At 45.7% G+C, this 17,552-nt stretch carries 14 protein-coding genes and 1 tRNA gene; 11 read left to right on the top strand and 4 right to left on the bottom strand.

Annotated features, from left to right (window positions below):
- Nucleotides 1-317 precede the first annotated feature (317 nt).
- Nucleotides 318-2,087, top strand: coding sequence for a methyl-accepting chemotaxis protein (locus FYJ39_RS12870; RefSeq protein WP_154472877.1), 1,770 nt, complete (start codon nt 318-320; stop codon nt 2,085-2,087).
- Between the two features lie 297 nt (nt 2,088-2,384).
- On the opposite strand, the gene FYJ39_RS12875 is transcribed toward FYJ39_RS12870, so the two are convergent.
- Both FYJ39_RS12875 and FYJ39_RS12880 read right to left on the bottom strand, forming a co-directional pair.
- Nucleotides 2,385-3,596 (bottom strand): ROK family transcriptional regulator, encoded by a 1,212-nt coding sequence (locus FYJ39_RS12875; protein ID WP_154472878.1) that lies wholly within the window; start codon nt 3,594-3,596, stop codon nt 2,385-2,387.
- A 21-nt stretch (nt 3,597-3,617) separates the two neighbouring features.
- Nucleotides 3,618-5,531, bottom strand: a complete 1,914-nt coding sequence (locus tag FYJ39_RS12880; protein ID WP_154472879.1) for a DUF4838 domain-containing protein — start codon at nt 5,529-5,531, stop codon at nt 3,618-3,620.
- 397 nt (nt 5,532-5,928) lie between these two features.
- On the opposite strand from FYJ39_RS12880, the gene FYJ39_RS12885 reads away from it, so the two are divergent.
- From FYJ39_RS12885 to FYJ39_RS12915, 7 genes are all read left to right on the top strand, one after another.
- The gene (locus FYJ39_RS12885; RefSeq protein ID WP_154472880.1) at nt 5,929-6,807 is read left to right on the top strand and encodes a carbohydrate ABC transporter permease; all 879 of its coding nucleotides are present in this window, start codon (nt 5,929-5,931) and stop codon (nt 6,805-6,807) included.
- Nucleotides 6,804-7,637, top strand: coding sequence for a carbohydrate ABC transporter permease (locus FYJ39_RS12890; protein ID WP_154472881.1), 834 nt, complete (start codon nt 6,804-6,806; stop codon nt 7,635-7,637). Before FYJ39_RS12885 ends, FYJ39_RS12890 begins: the two co-directional genes overlap by 4 nt.
- A gap of 165 nt (nt 7,638-7,802) precedes the next feature.
- Nucleotides 7,803-9,122 carry an ABC transporter substrate-binding protein gene (locus tag FYJ39_RS12895; protein ID WP_195840436.1) on the top strand — a complete coding sequence of 440 codons (1,320 nt, stop codon included), beginning with the start codon at nt 7,803-7,805 and terminating at the stop codon, nt 9,120-9,122.
- 409 nt (nt 9,123-9,531) lie between these two features.
- Nucleotides 9,532-10,461, top strand: coding sequence for a carbohydrate ABC transporter permease (locus FYJ39_RS12900; protein WP_154472883.1), 930 nt, complete (start codon nt 9,532-9,534; stop codon nt 10,459-10,461).
- Nucleotides 10,461-11,294 (top strand): carbohydrate ABC transporter permease, encoded by an 834-nt coding sequence (locus FYJ39_RS12905; RefSeq protein WP_154472884.1) that lies wholly within the window; start codon nt 10,461-10,463, stop codon nt 11,292-11,294. The genes FYJ39_RS12900 and FYJ39_RS12905 overlap by 1 nt, the downstream gene beginning before the upstream one ends.
- A 30-nt stretch (nt 11,295-11,324) precedes the next feature.
- Nucleotides 11,325-12,827 carry an ABC transporter substrate-binding protein gene (locus FYJ39_RS12910; RefSeq protein WP_235919835.1) on the top strand — a complete coding sequence of 501 codons (1,503 nt, stop codon included), beginning with the start codon at nt 11,325-11,327 and terminating at the stop codon, nt 12,825-12,827.
- Nucleotides 12,828-13,088: 261 nt separating this feature from the next.
- Nucleotides 13,089-13,910 carry a 6-phosphogluconolactonase gene (locus tag FYJ39_RS12915; RefSeq protein ID WP_154472886.1) on the top strand — a complete coding sequence of 274 codons (822 nt, stop codon included), beginning with the start codon at nt 13,089-13,091 and terminating at the stop codon, nt 13,908-13,910.
- 159 nt (nt 13,911-14,069) lie between these two features.
- On the opposite strand, the gene FYJ39_RS12920 is transcribed toward FYJ39_RS12915, so the two are convergent.
- Both FYJ39_RS12920 and bilQ read right to left on the bottom strand, forming a co-directional pair.
- Nucleotides 14,070-14,621 (bottom strand): hypothetical protein, encoded by a 552-nt coding sequence (locus FYJ39_RS12920; protein ID WP_154472887.1) that lies wholly within the window; start codon nt 14,619-14,621, stop codon nt 14,070-14,072.
- A 41-nt stretch (nt 14,622-14,662) separates the two neighbouring features.
- On the bottom strand, nt 14,663-15,091 hold the full coding sequence (bilQ, locus tag FYJ39_RS12925; protein WP_154472888.1) for a bilirubin utilization transcriptional regulator BilQ: 429 nt from the start codon (nt 15,089-15,091) through the stop codon (nt 14,663-14,665).
- Nucleotides 15,092-15,262: 171 nt separating this feature from the next.
- Between bilQ and FYJ39_RS12930 the strand changes: the two genes are divergently transcribed.
- From FYJ39_RS12930 to queA, 3 genes are all read left to right on the top strand, one after another.
- Nucleotides 15,263-15,334 (top strand) — tRNA-Arg (locus FYJ39_RS12930).
- A gap of 178 nt (nt 15,335-15,512) precedes the next feature.
- Complete coding sequence (locus FYJ39_RS12935) at nt 15,513-16,481, top strand: hypothetical protein (RefSeq protein ID WP_235919836.1); 969 nt, start codon at nt 15,513-15,515, stop codon at nt 16,479-16,481.
- 18 nt (nt 16,482-16,499) lie between these two features.
- Nucleotides 16,500-17,549 carry a tRNA preQ1(34) S-adenosylmethionine ribosyltransferase-isomerase QueA gene (queA, locus tag FYJ39_RS12940; RefSeq protein WP_154472889.1) on the top strand — a complete coding sequence of 350 codons (1,050 nt, stop codon included), beginning with the start codon at nt 16,500-16,502 and terminating at the stop codon, nt 17,547-17,549.
- Nucleotides 17,550-17,552: the final 3 nt, after the last annotated feature.

Consider the following 17,552-nt stretch of genomic DNA (forward strand, 5'->3'; position numbering starts at 1 on the left):
GTGAAAATAGCAATTTGAACAGCTTTTCTTATAGGAAATAGATGGGACAGATTTCAGTTGGCTGTTTACGGAATATCGGTATCGTGCGGCTGTCTCCTTTCGAAGGAAGGAACTGCTGGCTGAAGGAAGCTTCTTCATGGACGTAGGATTAAGGATTTAATTAAATTGGATTGAATTTAAAGAACAACACAATCAAGATAAATGAGGCAGTGAACGTAATGCTCTCAGCCTAAGCTTAAGGGGGATTCGGAAGCAAAATAGCTGTTTTTCAGGCGGCCGAATATGTTTACTGCTTAAATGAAAGCGAGAATATTGATATGAAAAATTTAAAGGTTAAAATAAAGCTGTCGGTTGGATTTGGAATTATTATCTTCTTTACGTTGGCAATATCAATTCTGGCTATTTATGGGATGCGGTTTATCAATCAGAAAAGGGAGATTTTGGTTGAAAAAACGCTGGCAAATACAGGGTATGTTTGGGAGATGAGAAGAAATCTGGTTTCCATGGAACGATACCTGCTGTTGGCTGCCCATTCGGAGGATGGGAATGAAATTAATGCATGCTTAAAAATAAAAGCCCAGGATTGGGAACGGCTGAATGAGGTCTACAGCAGCTTCCTGAAGAATTACAGAGTAAGTAAAGAGAAGGTAGAAAAATTATCGAATATTCTTCAGGCTGTGGCAGAAGTAGAAAAGGAGATTACAGAACTGATTCGGTTAAATACAGAGGCGGAATATGAAAAAGCGATTTTGGTTTTCACAGATAAGTATAAACCGATGTCGGATGAATGCGCAAGTATATTAACTGACATAGGGAATGAGCAGGCTGAATTGTCCAAACGTGAAATTCAAAAGTCAGTGGCAATCTACAGGAGGATGATCGTTTATGCTGTATGCAGTGTCATTTTGGCCTTAGCAGGAAGTATGATTGTCAGCAGGAAATTGATGAATGCAATCACAAAGCCTTTGGATGAAATTGAACATGCGGCATACGCCCTTTCCCAGGGAGATTTCAGCACCCAAATCACTTACGAAAGCAAGGATGAGTTTGGAAAAACATGCAAAAGCATGCAGAAAAGTTTTGGGGAGCTGAAACGGATTATAACTGAAATCTCTGCTAAGCTGGGATCGTTGAGCGCAGGTAATCTGGCTATTAGCGTGTCAAGAACCTTTCCTGGAGAATTGAGAGAAATCGAGGTTTCCATTGATAGCCTGGTTAAAAAGCTAAATGCCTCCTTTAGAGAGATAGAGGCGTCTGCAAGTCAAATCAATGCAGGGGCCGATCAGGTTTCCAGCGGTTCACAGGCACTGGCTCAGGGAGCGGCTGAGCAGGCCAGCAGTGTAGAGGAATTGTCAGCCTCTCTTACGGAGGTATCAGAGCAGGTTCATCAAAATTCTGAGAACGCCAAAAAGGCAAGCGTCCTTGCCACAGATTCTGGTACAGTGGCTCAGTCAACCCTTGGAGATATGAAACAGATGATTGCCTCTATGAACGAAATTTCCTCTACCTCTGAAAATATCAGAAAGGTTATCAAAGTAATTGATGATATAGCGTTTCAGACGAATATCCTTGCTCTGAATGCAGCCGTAGAGGCTGCCAGAGCCGGAACTGCTGGAAAAGGCTTCGCTGTTGTAGCTGACGAGGTAAGAAATCTTGCTGGAAAATCAGCAGAAGCGGCAAAAAATACCACGGCCTTGATTGAAAGTGAAACTGCCGCAGTCGCCCGCGGCGAGGCGATTGCAAATAAAACTCAGGAAGCCTTTGAAAGCTTAGCAGAAAAGGTAAAGGAAGTGACTGCCACCATAAGTGAAATTGCGGAAGCATCAGAAGAGCAAGCCGGAATCATCAGGCAGATCACAGCTGGCATAGAGCAGATTTCCTCTGTTGTTCAGACGAATTCAGCAACAAGTCAGGAAAGCGCGGCTGCCAGTGAGGAGCTGTCCGGGCAGGCTGGTATGCTGAACCGGTTGGTAGAACAGTTTAAATTGGCTGATGCAGAAACCAAGGGAGCTTGGCCTAACAGCAAAGAGCTGCCGGAAAGCCCAAAAGGGGCTGGCTATGAGGAAGATTCTGGGGACATATATTAAAACTGGATAAAGCAAGGTGGTAGCTGCTGCCATATAATTAATTAAAGATATGACAGCAGCTTAAAGCCTCTCTCTAAAATGGGAAACACGGTTCCAAGTGCTTTTATAGCGAATGGAACCGTGTTTTATAAATGGCTTTTACAGCCATAAAGTTTGGTTATGGTTTTAGCCAGCCGGTGAGCCGCAGATATCATATTCTTAAGCAGGGTATGGCTTGTTGGGAGGAGGTCAGAATTGTCCGGGGCTTGTAAAGGGATATGATGCATCCCCCTTACTGGCATTGTGATACAAAGCCCTTTATCCCTGGTCATAGGAAACCTCTAAGAAGCCCTCCAAAATAGCCAGAGCCGAACCTCCGATGGATCCGTCCTGTACGCCGCAGGGAAGGATTTCTATGCTTTCCACATGGGAGCTTTCCACAAAGGAGAGCTGCTGGCGGATGATGTTCATCAATTCAACCTGAATCTCTGGATAGGTGAAGATCGCACCGTGGAGAAAAATTTTCCCTGGGTTCATCAGTATGGCAATGTTGGAGGTAGAGATACCCAGATAACGCAGCCCATGGGTAACGCAGGCAGTTACCGCCTCATCTCCCATGGAATAGGCGGCCGCAATGGTATCCATTGTGATCGCCTCAGGGGAGGCTACAAGATGGCGCAAAATTCCGTCAGGCTCGGTTTTATAAAGCTTTTGGGCATTATGAATAAACCGCTGCTCGCTGGCGATGGTCTGGAGACAGCCCTGCTTGCCGCACTCGCAGCGCAGTCCATTGGGATTGACGATGGTATGGCCGATCTCACCGGATACGTATGAATTTCCCAGAAAAAGATGACCATCCATCATATTTGCGCAAAACATGCCAAGCCCCACATGAAAGAACGCAAAGCTGTCGGGAGTGATTTCCGGGTGAAAGAGATATTGGCTGAGGGCCATACAACGGACATTGTTCTCAAACAGAACCGGAACTGAAAAGGAGCTGCGTATTTTGGCTATATCCAAGCTGTCCCACGTGTTATTATTGCTGGCAAGCTTTGACGAGGCTGCGTTTATATGCCCTGGGATAGCAATGCCGATACCGGCAAGCCGATCTTCGGTAATGCCGCAGGAATGAAGCGCGGCGTCAATCTGCTCCAATATGGCTTCGGTAATGCGTTTTCCGAGAGCCGGCGTATGGGGCTGGCTGTAAAAATAGAGACTTTTTCCCTTCATATCAGTGACGCTCAGGGACAAAGCCTTTTGGTTAAATTCAACTCCCAGAGATAAGAGAAAGTCTGGGCAGATGTCAAGGGAGATGCGTCTGCGGCCTGCGCAGGAGGGGTCTGCTGATTCTTCCAGACCCAGCTCGCATACAATGCCCTCGTCCAGCAGCTCGGCAATGGTGAGTGTCGTGGTGGCTGGAGTGATGCCGGTCAGCTTTGCAATGCTGGTTCGGGAAATAGGGGCATTCCGGTAGATACATTCTAAAATTTTATTCCGGTTGGAGGACTTTCGTTTTACCAATTTGTACATAATAGCTGATTCCTTCTTATATCAGGCCTCCGGCAAACAAAAGCCTGTATATTTTGCGGAGACCTCGATAATGCGGTAAACATCCAGATAAGGCTGCATGGAGGCTTCTTGCTTGCGAATAAAATTACAAAATTCAGCAAACAGAAGGTTAGCCTCAGCCTCGTTCCCGGCAGCCAGTGCGGTCAACGCTTTCCCTAAGCGTACACCATAGCCTGCATGGTAGTCAAGCAGTTTAAAGAAAAATAACTCAAATTCAGAAGAAGCTTCCCCTACCGCCTGTTGGATGGAAGGAAGAAAATGCTGTATCTGTTTACAGAGCATATGGTAATTGCGCTCCATCGCAGAGGAAACCCGTTTTCCTTTTCCGTTGAAATAATCACAGTCGGATAGCTGAGACAGCGTATTCAGATAATTATGTACGCTTTGCCAGTGGCGTCCATAGGCAGCCTGGAAATATTCCTGCTCCAGCTCCTCACAGCTTTGCTTATGGTCAAAAAGCAGATGGCCCATAAGATAATTTGGAAATGTATTGGGCAGAGCGACGCGCAGCTCCTGACAGCTGATATATCCATTCATGCCAAGAGAAGGAAGGCTTTTAATATCTCCGGCGATGACGCGGCTGAGCTTTAGGTAGCCGAGATCTCCGTAATGCGCCCGGCCAAGGGGGTAATCGTAGACAAAGCTGTCCCCGTAAAACTCCCGCTGCCATTCTTTCAGATAGGAAAGATTTTCAATAATGTCGGTAGGCAGTGTCATCTGGTTTCTCCGATAGGTGGGCAGAGGAACCGTAGTGACGTTTGAGGGATAGGAAATAGCAAAGCTTCGGCTGATTGGCGCAAACATAAGAGTAAAATGTTCTGGGTGCAGGAGCTTTTCCTTTACCGGCGGGTATAAAAGCTCCTGGTAGAGCAGGAATACCAGATGACAGCTTAAGCCATGCTCCTCCATCCTGCGGTCGATCCGGTTCAAAAGCTGGATGTATTGATCGGTCGGAGAAAGATCTTTACAGGCTTCACATTCGCACACATGGTTTGGTTCGTCGGCAAGCCAGATATGAAGAAAATCCACCTGGGTGTGTTCCTCCAGATAGCGTATCACTGAATCGGTAAAACGCTCAGCAGCTGTATCGTTTGCGTAGCAAAGATTGGTGTTCATCGGAATCCCTCCAATGAAGGCACGCTTTTTATTTACCTCCGCCAGCAGTTCAGCCGTTTGTCTTTCAGGCTCCCTGGGGGCGGTAAGCCAGCCGCCTGAGGGGTATCCGATGGCCTCGCAGGTCCAGCCGTGGCCTACTGTGTGAAGCAGGAGGGAGCGTTGCTTCACTGCCGCCTCCAGCTTCTGGTAGCAGTCCTGATAGAAGTCTGGTTCTTTCTTTTGCGGCGGATACAATGGATTGTTGATGTGATCATACCAGCGGTTTAGAAAGATAAAGGGTTCCGTGAATTGCAGGAAAAAGCTGTTAAAGCCTACCTTGGGAAGCCAGTCAATAAAATCCAGTATATTTTCAAGGGAATTGGCGCCCTCAATGCAGACGCCGCGGTGGCGGAGGGAGGCAGTCCTTTCAATATCCATATAGAAGTCCTCAGCTACTGGAGCAGCAGGAATAAGGGTTCCCTGGGAACCAGGGGCAAGAAAACGGAAGCCCAGCTCCTTTAAAAAGGCATAGACGCCAAGCAGGATACTGCGCGGATTACTGCCGGTGATGCTTCCCTCTGAAGGAGAGATGCAAATATGATAGGAATCATCCAATGGAGAGGGACGGGCCTCTGCAAGGCAGAGGCGAAGGGTTAAGGTATCAGGCTCCTTACAGGCGAAGCCAGGCTGATTGTGGCGGAAGGAAATGGAACTTCCTGTTGCTGAGAGATGAAGGCAGAGTTCCTTGGCGGCAAAGGCAATGGTTTCATGCTCTGATTGATATATAAGATGTATATTCATTGTTAAGTAGTGCTCCCTTCTTTCAGGAATTTTATAGTTTGCTTGCACAACCTTTGCAAACAATTAATTATATTATATAAAAAATAATAAAATCATACAAGTGTGTAAAAATGCATAAAAAACAAAAGAAAAGATAAGTACAATTCACAAATAAATTTAAAAAAATAAATATTAGTTGAAACAAACGGGAAAATATGCTAATGTAAAAAACATATAAAAACAAAAAATAAATTATATAGTATAAATAAAGCTGAAATTGTGTAAGTTTGAATTCTGTATCGGCTTTATGGCCGAAGGGGGAGGATTGCTCTTTTGTGGTGCTCCTTTCGATATGGTAAGTCAATCAGCATGCCGGTCTGAGAGGAGCCAGGATGGAGCATTAGAAAGGAGGAATACAATGGCGTCTAAAATAGGGATAGAGAAAAAACGAAGGCTGAAGGGGTGGCTGTTTATTTTGCCCGGGGCGGGTATTATTCTTTTAGTTCGATTTTACCCCATGGTGAAGGCTTTTTTGCTGTCGCTTACTTCAGGGATTGGAGGAGACCAAAGTCTGGTAGGGCTGCAGAATTACATAAGGTTAACGAAGGATTCCCTGTTTCACACTTCAATGTTTAATACGGTGATTTATCTGATCCAGATTCCGGTGATGCTGATCCTGGCGCTCATTCTGGCAAGCATTTTGAACCGGCCGAATCTGAAATGGAAAGGTTTGTACAGAACCATGGTATTTTTGCCCTGCATTACCGCAGGCGTTTCGTATTCGATGGTATTTCGCTCCATGTTTGCGGCCAATGGCCTCGTAAATCAGATATTAATCAAGCTTGGATTGATTGAAGCTGGAATTCAGTGGCTGGCGGAGCCATGGCTGGCCCGGATGGTTATCCTGCTGGCTATGACATGGAGGTGGACGGGATATAATGCAGTGTTTTACTTATCAGGTCTGCAAAGTATCGATCGCTCACTGTACGAGGCGGCGGAAATTGATGGAGCCGGCAAGCTAAAGCAGCTTACTAAGATAACCATTCCTGTCCTGAAACCGGTGATTTTGCTGACGGTAATCAATTCTATTAATGGTACCCTTCAGTTATTTACGGAAACTAAGACAATTACTTCATATGGTCCGGGAAATGCCACGATTACCCTTTCGAACTACATTTATAAGCTATCCTTTGAGTATTTGCCCCAGTATGGATATTCGGCCGCGATTTCCTATATCGTATTTTTGATGGTGGCGGTACTTGCTTTGATTCAAATGAAGGTGGGTGATAAACGATGAAAGAAAAACGGTATTCTAGAAATAGAAGCGGAAATGATATAGTGTCCCATGGGTTTTTGATCCTGGTATCCGTCGTTTCGGTTTTTCCTCTTTATTATATGATCGTGTCCAGTACGAATACCAGTGTGGATGTTCTTAAGGCCAGGCTTCTGCCAGGTGGGGCGTTATTGGATAATCTGAAGACCCTGGCGGCTACTGCGGATTTTTTTACCGGATTAAAAAACTCGCTTTTGGTTTCCCTGGCAGGAACCTTGCTGGCGATATGTATTACTTCTCTGGCTGGATATGCCTTTGAGATCTACCATGACAAAGGTAAGGACATAACCATGTCCGTCCTTATGCTGTCCATCATGGTGCCTCAGGCAGTTACGCTGATTCCTATGTATCTTCTGTTTGCTAAGCTGAATCTGTTAAACAGTGTTACTGGCTATATACTTCCATTTGTATCTTCGGCGTTTTTGATCATGCTGTTTCGTCAGAATACCAGAACATTTCCCTATGAGATTGTGGAAGCGGCTAGAATTGACGGATTGGGAGAGGTGGAAATCTTTTTGAAAATATTTCTTCCCATTATGCGGCCTGTTTTTTCTACCGCTACTATAGTAGCCTTTATGAATATATGGAATGAATATCTCTGGGCCTTGATCGTGATGCAGAGTCCGGGCAGTAAGACTCTACAAATAGTGCTTGCGGGGATGACGGCGGGCTACACGGTGGATTATGGTATGATGATGCTTTTGGCTCTTATTTCTACCATTCCGCTGGCGCTGATGTTTTTCTGCCTTCAGAAAAGCTTTACAGAAGGAATTGCAGGGTCTGTGAAGTCTTAAGAACGCTTGTGAATGAATCGCGGTCACGGCCAGCGTGGGGATGTCAGACCTGGGAGGAGGCAGATATACTGATTGCCTGCACGTTCTAATCACTTAATATGATAGATAACAGTCTGACTGGCTGTTAGATATATGAATCATAAAGATAGTAAAGGAGGAAGAAAGGTGAAAAAAATAATTGTATGGCTGCTGGCGGCAGCGGCAGCAGGAAGTTTAGCGGCCTGCGCTGGCCAGGAGGGTGGCGCGCAGCAGAATGCTGCGGCAGAGGCCAAGGGAAAGGCGGAAGCTGATGATGGGGAAAGCGTCAGTATCTGGTGCTGGGATGAGACGTTCAATATTCCGGCGGCTGAGGCTGCGGCTGACATATACCGGGAAAAAGCGCCGGATTTTCAGGTGGAAATTACGAATTTAAGTTTTGATGATATAGTAACAAGGCTGACTACTGCGGCAGCTGGAGGGCAGGAGGATACCTTTCCTGATATTATGCTGATGTCAGATACGAATATTAAAAAGTTTGTTACCCTTTATCCGGAGTATTTTGCGGATCTGACGGAATCTGGAATTGATTTTTCGCAGTTTGCCGACTATAAGGTAGAAGCAGGCACTGTAAATGGAAGGGTTTATGGGGTTCCTTTTGATAATGGGGCTTCAATTGCTGTTTACCGGACGGACCTTTTGGAAAAAGCCGGATTGACTGTGGAGGAGCTGGCGGATCTGACCTGGGATGAATATATTGAAAAAGCCGCTCCTGTTGTGGAGAAAACAGGCCTCCCCATGCTGATAACCGCAGACAATAACCAGTTGATTAACTGCATGCTTCAGAGTAGCGGCTATTGGTATTTTGAGGAGGATGGAACCCTTAACTTGAAAAATAATGAAGGCCTGAGAGCTGTGTTCGAAACATATAAAAAGCTCATGGATACAGGAATTCTTCAGATAAGGGCGGATATGGAGTCCTACTATAGCTCGTTCTTTGACGGCAGCGCAGTAGGAATGATGAATGCATGCTGGATTATGAATACCCTGAAAAAGGATGAAAGCCTTTCTGGAAAATGGGCAATCGCTAATATGCCCCGTTTTTCCGATATAGAAGGAGCGAGCAATTCGGGTAATACCGGCGGCTCCAGCTGGATTGTCATGAATACAGAAAATAAAGAACTGGCAATCGACTACTTGAACCATACATTTGCGGGGAGTCCGGAGCTTTACAATGAGTTATTGAAGGAGATTTCAGCGGTGGCAACTTATCTCCCGGCAAAGGATCAGCCTAACTATCAGGAAAGCCAGCCCTTTTATGGAGGCCAGCCTGTATTTAAAATGATTCTGGAGTATTCGGATACGGTACCGAGGGTGAATTACGGAATCTATACGGCGGAGGCTGCGGATGCGGTGAAGACAGCATTGACAGAGTACAGAACAGGGGCGGCTGACCTGGACGCCGCTTTGGAACAGGCGGAACAGAATGTTTCTTTCCTGATGCAGTAATGAAATGAATCGGTCTTAATATATTTGCTATAGAAGATGGTTGTACAAGAGAGAAACGCCAGAGATAAATGGTTCGGAAAGAATGGTTTATCTCTGGCGTTTTTTATAGGTGGGATGCATACAATCATTTATTGCAAAAAACTACATCGTGAGGCAAGGAAAGCGGGATGGCAGGCAAAAAAGGGAAGCTGTGTCAGATATATGCTTGTCTAATAATTATAGTATATAAAAATATATAAAGATTTTAAAAACGTAAATATGCATAAAAATTGAGAAATAAAATAGATAAAAATAACAAATTATTCGAAATAGATAAAAAATAAGGTTGAAAAACCTGGGGAGATATGCTAGGATAAAAATAATGAAGAAGAAACATAAATTATAAAATAAAATTAATTAGGAGACTGACATGAACAAAGAAGCGTCACAATTAAAAAAGAGGAATAATAGACGGATCAATCTATGGTGCTGGGTTTTTATGATGCCTGCGCTGATTTCGTATCTTCTTTTTCAGGGATACCCGATTTTGGCGGGGGCGTTCTACGCTACTCTGGACTGGTCAGGTTTGAGCTCACGGGCAGTATTTATTGGGTTTGATAATTTCAGAGAGCTGATGGGCGATCCGCTGTTTTTTAATGCGGTGAAGAACACCTTTTGCTATATGCTTCTGACCGTGCCTATGCTTCTCTCGATTTCACTTGGCTTGGCGTATCTGTTTAATTCTATTATAAAAAAGGGGGCTGCCTGCTTTAGAACCGTGTTTTTCCTGCCAGTGATTACCACCACATCCATTGTTGGTATTATTATGATGTTTATTTTTGGAGGCACCGGGGCGCTGAACCAGTTTCTCGGAATGTTCGGTGTTCATGGAGTGAACTGGCTGGGAAATAAGACGACAGCTCTGCTTATGGTGGCTCTGGTGGGCTGCTGGAAGGATGTAGGAACCTATATGATCTACTGGCTGGCAGCTTTGCAGAGCGTTCCCCAGGACATGTACGAGGCTGCTAAAATCGACGGAGCGGGGAAATGGAAAACATTTTCCAAGGTAGTGTTTCCCATGATCCTGCCAATCGGCGGTGTGATAGCGACCCTTTGTATTATCGGCTCTATGAAGGTTTTTGATTTGGTGCAGACGATGACAGCAGGGGGCCCCTTTTATGCTACTGATGTGGCGGCCACCTTTGTCTACCGCACTGCATATGCAGGCAGCAATGGTATGCCCCGTCTGGGTTATGCCAGCGCAGCGGCCATGGTTTTTGGCCTGATCGTGATTGTTCTTGGAGCGGCTGGAAATACCTTAAAGTCTGTATTTAATAAGAAGAGAGGGGAACAGATGTGATGAGAAATAGATGTTCAATCGGAAGGCTGCTTTTATATGGAATCCTTACAGTGGTTGCCTTTTTCTGGATTTACCCATTTTTGTGGATGCTATCTGCTTCATTTAAGACGCAGAATGAGTTTTTTGCCAGCAGCGTAAGTCTTTTTCCTAAGTCAGTTACTTTGGAGAATCTGGTTCGAGCCTGGAATAATGCTAATTTTGGCGTTTATTTTAAAAATTCGGTACTGGTTACGGTGTCGGTCGTATTGATTGTATTGTTCACTACGGCATTGGCAGGTTATGTGATGGGGCGCTATAATTTTGCAGGAAAAAAGGTGGTTCTTAGCATTTTAATGGCCAGCATCACCATTCCCCTGGTCTTTACTATAATTCCGGTCTATGAGCTGTTGAAGGGAATGGGGTTGTCAAAAAATCTGCTGGGCCTGATCCTGGCGGAGTCTGGCGGTGGACACGTTATTTTTCTGATGTTGTTTTCCGGCTTTTTTGCGTCTATTCCTAAGGAGATGGAGGAAGCGTCTTTGATTGACGGATGCAGCTTTCCTCAGCTATTTATACATATTATGTTTCCGCTTTCTAAGCCAATTATGGTTACAGTGGTGATTATGCAGTTTATATGGACCTGGAATTCCTTCCTGCTTCCTCTTACGCTTACTCTAAATAATCCTAACATTCGCACGCTGGCGGTTGGACTGTATGCTTTGCGTGGGGAGAATGTGGTGGATTGGACGGGCATTGCGGCGGGGGCCAGCATTGCGGTTGTACCTGTAATCATTATCTTCATAGCGTGTCAAAAATATTTTGTTGATGGTATCGCTGGCGCTGTGAAGAGTTGATAATAAAAGATAGAAGAGAGGAGAATGGAAATGGTATTAAGAAGATTAGGAGCAGCGGGCATTGCGGCGGCTGCGGCTTTTTCTCTAGCTGCCTGTGGTCTTTCAGTTAGTACACGGGATCAGGTGACGGAGGCTGGAACGGAGACGACAGCTGTGGAACAGGAGAAGATTAAGACTAAGGAGGGAGAAAAGGTAACTCTTAGAGTAGTGGACTGGAGCGACAGCACAAAAGCGAGAAGAGAAGCGTTTAATAAGAAGTTTATGGAGGAAAATCCTGGCGTTACCGTGGAATATACGGTTCTTACAGCGGATCAGTTTAAGGAAAGTGTGATTTCTTCGATTAAAAGCGGTGACGCTCCGGATCTGTTTCCTCTTCCTTCCGGGGTGAATATCAATACTGCAGTTGAGGAAAACTGGTTTGTTCCCCTGACAGATTATCTGGGAGAGGATTTTTTTGCCCAGTTTGCAGAGGGCTCCTTTAACGAGGGCGTGACCAATGTTGATGGGAAGGTGTACGGTGTGCCGGAGGCAGCCAATATTGTTAATACACTGATCTTCTATAATAAGACGGTTCTTGAGGATGCAGGCGTGACCGAGCTGCCGGCTACCTGGAGTGAATTTAAGGAAGCCTGCGAGACGGTTACAAAGGCAGGGGGAGGGAAATATTATGGACTGATTGACAGCGGCGCCCAGACGAACCGTTTAGAGCTTTTTATCCGTTCACTGGCAAGCACAGCCGGTGCAAAGTGCGGAGATATGTCCCAGATTATTCTGGTAGACGGTAAAAGCCCGTTAAATTCCGACGCTATGCGCTCCGCCTTTGCTTTTTATGATTCTCTGGTGAAGGGAGGATGCATCCACCCGGATTCTATCACCTTAAAGGCTCCGGAGGCAAGAGCGCTTTTTGCGCAAAACCAAGCGGCCTTTATTTGCCAGGGAGCATGGTGTATTTCTACCTGGAAAACGGAAAATCCGGATCTTGATTTTGGCGTAATGGCTATGCCGGTACCAGATAGCGGAGCGAAAGGCAAGCTGCCGCATATCAGCGCCACCGCCTGGATGGGAATTTCTGCTAACAGCAAGCACCCGGATGTAGCGGCACGATATCTGGAGGGACTGTACTCTGAAGACTATCAGTCTGGTCTTGTGGAGGATGGAGGATTTGTATCTGTAATTAATTCTGTCAATGAAAAATATATGACGGATGAGCAGATGCTGGAATATTACAAATTAAATGATGAGGCGGCGGTTCTTGTACCGGACCCGATTATAGGAAATCCCCAGGCAGCAACTGTGTATGCGGCGGCGGCTACTGTTTCACCAGGACTTGGAGAGATTTTGCAGGGAGTTCTGGCGCAGTCAGTTGATTACGAGGCCCAGCTTGCAGATCTAGCTGAAAAAACACAGGCAGAGTGGGAGGGAGCCATTCAGAAGGCAGCGGATGCAGGGGCTGATGTGGGGCCGGAGGATTTTAGCTTTGCTAACTGGGAGCCGATGACCGATTATACCTCTGATATGTATGAGAGCAGATAGAGTACATAACCTGAGAGAGACAGAAGGGGACTGCCGCGAAATAGAAATGTGATGGCAATGAATGCCCCCCTCTTTGAAACATAAAATACGGTTCCAAGCGGCTTTTATGCAGCTGGAACCGTGTTTTATGTGCGCCTGACGGCTACGCTTCTAAGGAGCGCAAGCTCCGAATCTACCTGGCGGTGGGAAGGATATAGCCGAAGGCAAGGGGGAGGGCTGTGAGCTGTAATCGGAAGAAAAATAAAATTAGAGGAGTAAAAAATGGAGCATGATTTTTATTACTATACAAAGGAGGAGCTGCTAAGCAGTCCTAAAATCCCTCTGATCGTGATGAAGGATAATCAATCCGTGTTCAAGGCTATGGCACAGGAGATGACAGAGGAGATTAAGCGTAAAAATGCTTTGGGAGAGAATACCCTATTGATTTGTCCGGTAGGCCCTGTAGGACAGTATCCTTATTTTGTGGAGGCAGTGAATCAGCAGAATATCAGCCTGAAAAATGTATGGTTTATCAATATGGATGAATATCTCACAGAGGACAAGAGGTGGATTCCCCAGGAGCACCGGCTGAGCTTTCGGGGATTTATGAACCGCGCCGTGTATGGGAAACTCAAGCCGGAACTGGTTATGCCAAAGGAGCAGCGTATTTTCCCGGATCCTGAGAATCTGGCCTGCGTTCAGGAAACGATCCAACGTCTGGGAGGAGTTGACATATGCTTTGGAGGTATCGGCATCAACGGTCATGTAGCTTTCAACGAAGCTCAGGATGACCTGAGTGAAAAGGAATTTTTAGAGCTTCGCACAAGAGTGCTTAAGATTTCCAGTGAGACGCGGGCGGTTAATTCCATTGGTGATTTAAATGGTGCTTTGGATGATATGCCCTATGATTGCGTAACCATTGGCTTTAACGAAATTTTCCAGGCGAGAAAAATCCGGCTTGGCTGCTTTCGGGATTGGCACAGAAGCGTCGTAAGACATGCGGCTTACGGTGAGCGGAGCCCTCATTTTCCTGTGAGCCTGCTGCAGGCCCATAAGGATGTCAATATCCGGCTTACGGAGTTTGTGGCGGAACTGCCAGAGTAAAGGGCAGCTAAGAGGATGGGGCATCAATCCTGTATCCTTGCTGGTTAAGCCGGTATTTGCAGAACGGCCGCCCAAGCCTGGCCCTTTGGAAGAGGATGGACTGGCTTGGGGCAGATAAGATGAAGGATCGCGGCAGAGGCTGTGAGGGCCTGTGAAGGCTCAGGTTCTTTTATAGATGATTGGCGTGTCATAGCCAAATGTCCTTTTGCCGTTGACTTCCATAGTTTCTGTAACCTCAAGACAATCCTGGGAAAAGCGTTCCCATAATGTGAATTTTAATATAGGAGAAAACATACTGACGCTTCCTCCTTCCCATACTCCATCTTTAAGAAAATACATTGCTGGTGTGAAGGCTTCCGAAGGTTTCAAGGCATTAAAATCCACTTCGGTTAAATTGTTGTAGGTAAAGGTGTCCTTGCTGTATCCGTTTGGTATTTCGTATGAGGTAAGCCTGATTCCTTCAGCTTCTTCGGTGAACAGGAATAAATGTGGAGCCCCATGTGTTGTTCCCTTCAACGTGTAATAGCTTTCCTCCAGCATGAATATGCCCTTAAAGCCATTTGGCAAATTGACTATTTTATGATTGCAGACAGTATTTACATGCTCAGCATATGGAACATTCACCTTGCTTTTCCTGCTCAGTTCATTATATTGTTCTATGTTGCTAAATTTTCCTGTTAAAAGGTTGATAAAATGAGTTAAGCTTGTCATATTAAGATCCTCCCGTTTTTGCGTATATGTTAAAATGACTGTTAAGTGGGATTTATATTACTTTTGCTGAATACTATCTTTTTTACCAGTTTCAGCAGCTCCTGGCGTTCAGCGGCTGAAAGAGGCGCTAAAGCCCCTTCATCCCACTGATAGAATAAGTTATGGCTCATTTCAAATACTTGTTTTCCTTTGTCTGTTAAGCTAAGAATATTTGCCCTTCTGTCCTGCTGATTTTTTTCCTGAATCAGGAAACCGTTCTTTGTCAGAGTAAGGATTGTCCTGTTTAGCTGGCCTGCGTCCAGCTTTAATATAGTGGACAGAGTCTTAGGTGAGCATTTTTCCTTTTTACCCACAAATATTAAGATAAATAGCTGCCCATAAGTTACATTTAGTTCTGAAAGCGTTTCAGAACAGTATTTTGTAAATTCCTTTCGAAGAACTGATATATAAAAAGCAAAGGTTTCCGTCATAAGTTTCCTCCATTCATTTGATTAAGTCAACTATATGACATTTATTTGATGTTGTCAAGTAATGGTGCGCACAAGAAAAGCAGCTTAAGCGTTGCTGCACAGAGTTTCCTGCCGGAAAAGAAAAAATTAGGGCTTGCAGTTTTTGGAAAACTATAGTATCATAGTGGAGATGCATCTGTAGCTCAGTGGATAGAGCAGTGGCCTCCGGAGCCGCGTGCGTAGGTTCGATTCCTATCAGATGCATTTTTTTGTTGCCTGTTTTCAAGAAAATTTTTATCAAGAATCTTAATGATTTTGTAAGCTGTATTTTTCGCTATGGATTGCATTTTTAACTGCTTTTTGTTAGAATAGAGCGGAGATACTTGTGCAAAGCGGATAGATGCATCCGGGTCTTACCGGCCGGGAGTGGAGGACAGTATAGATGAGACAAAGCAGAAGACGGACAAGCAGAAGAACGGCTGATGAAAGGATAAAATATATTCGGATGGCGGCAATTCCTCTGGTTATAGTAATGATTTTGGTTATTATAATCGTAGTAATGGATAGAAGGACGGGAGTCCGGGAGGAAGGGGCTTCCTCTGAGGGGGAGACAACCTGGCTGGAGGAGAACGATGGACAGAGTGAAGCAGGCTTTGGAGAGAAGGCGGAGGAACCAGATAATAATCAGTATATTGCAGATTTTTCACAGTATGAGCTTCAGAAGGACGCAATTCCTCAGGTGAATCTGCTTATCAGTGATTATTTCCAGGCAAAGGTAGATCAGGATGTGGAAAAGCTCTTTGCTCTTTTTGGAAAAGCCGTTGATGAAGAAAGCCTTAAGGAACGAAAGGAGGAGCTTCAGAATGAAGCTGTCTATATCCAGGATTACGAGGACATAACCTGCTATACAAAGCCGGGGCTTACAGAGGATTCCTATGTGGTTTACGTAACCTATGATGTAAAGTTTAAGCGAGTGGAGACTGCTGCTCCCGGACTTATGTGGTGCTATGTGCTGAAGGATGAGAATGGCAGCTTTATGATACGGGAACATGTGATTGGAGAGGAAGCGGATTATGTGGCAAAGCAGAACCAGACGGAGGATGTACGCCTTCTGTCGAATCAGGTGAATGAGCAGTTGAGACAGGCCCTTGAATCTGACACGCTTCTGGCCGGCATTTATAAGAATTTGAGAAATGGGGCGGTGGTGTCTGGAGAGGATGGAGAGGCTGAGGATGGAGAGGACAGCATGATCTCTCTGGACGAAGGAAAGAACGTTCAGTCGGAAGAAGGAACTCAGGACAGCAGCAAAGAGACGGCTGCCTCCAGTGAGGCTGACAGAGCCGGAGAAGGCCAAAGCTTTGCAGAAACCTCCCCGGCTTCGGGGGAGAGCTCTATCGTAACCCTTCAATAGCGGGAGGAGAAAGCAGTTATGGATGTGAAGGATTTTTATTTTGAACTGCCTCAGGAGTTGATTGCCCAGGATCCCCTGGAGGATCGATCCTCCTCCAGGCTTTTGGTGCTGGATAAAGATACGGGAGCTGTACAGCACCGGATTTTTAAAAATATAACAGAGTACTTAAGACCTGGCGACTGTCTGGTGATTAATGACACCAGGGTTATTCCTGCCAGGCTTTTTGGCGTTAAAAGGGATACCGGAGCTAAGGTGGAGATATTGCTTTTAAAGCGCCGTGAAGCTGATGTGTGGGAAACCTTGGTTAAACCTGGGAAAAAAGTAAGGCCCGGAACGGAGCTGTCCTTTGGAGGCGGGCAGCTGACGGCCTCTGTGCTGGAGACAGTGGAGGATGGAAACCGATTGATTCAGTTTCATTACGAAGGAATCTTTGAGGAAATATTGGATCAGTTGGGGCAAATGCCTCTTCCTCCCTATATTACTCATAGTCTAAAGGACAAAAACCGCTATCAGACCGTATACGCAAGGCATGATGGCTCTGCGGCTGCCCCTACGGCAGGACTGCATTTTACAGAGGAGCTCCTGAAGCAGATAGAGGAAATGGGGGTAAGGATTGCCCATGTGACCCTGCACGTGGGATTGGGAACCTTCCGCCCTGTGAAGGTGGAACATGTGCTGGATCACCATATGCATTCAGAGTTTTATATGGTGGAGGAGGCGGAGGCGAAGAAGGTCAATGAAGCCAAGGAAGCCGGAGGGCGGGTTATCTGTGTGGGAACCACCAGCTGCAGGACGGTGGAGTCAGCTTCTACAGAGGATGGAATCTTAAAGGCAGGAACGGGATGGACAGATATATTTATATACCCCGGATACCGTTTTAAGGTACTGGATGCCTTGATTACGAATTTCCATCTGCCGGAGTCAACGCTGGTAATGCTGGTCAGCGCGCTGGCCGGACGGGAGCATATTTTAGATGCCTACAAAGAGGCAGTGAAGGAGCGGTATCGTTTCTTTTCCTTTGGGGATGCTATGCTGATCGCCTCTCATCCAGAGGCAAAAGGGCAATAGAAG

Origin of the sequence: Clostridium porci, from assembly GCF_009696375.1 — a bacterium.
GTDB classification, from domain to species: Bacteria; Bacillota; Clostridia; order Lachnospirales; family Lachnospiraceae; genus Enterocloster; species Enterocloster porci.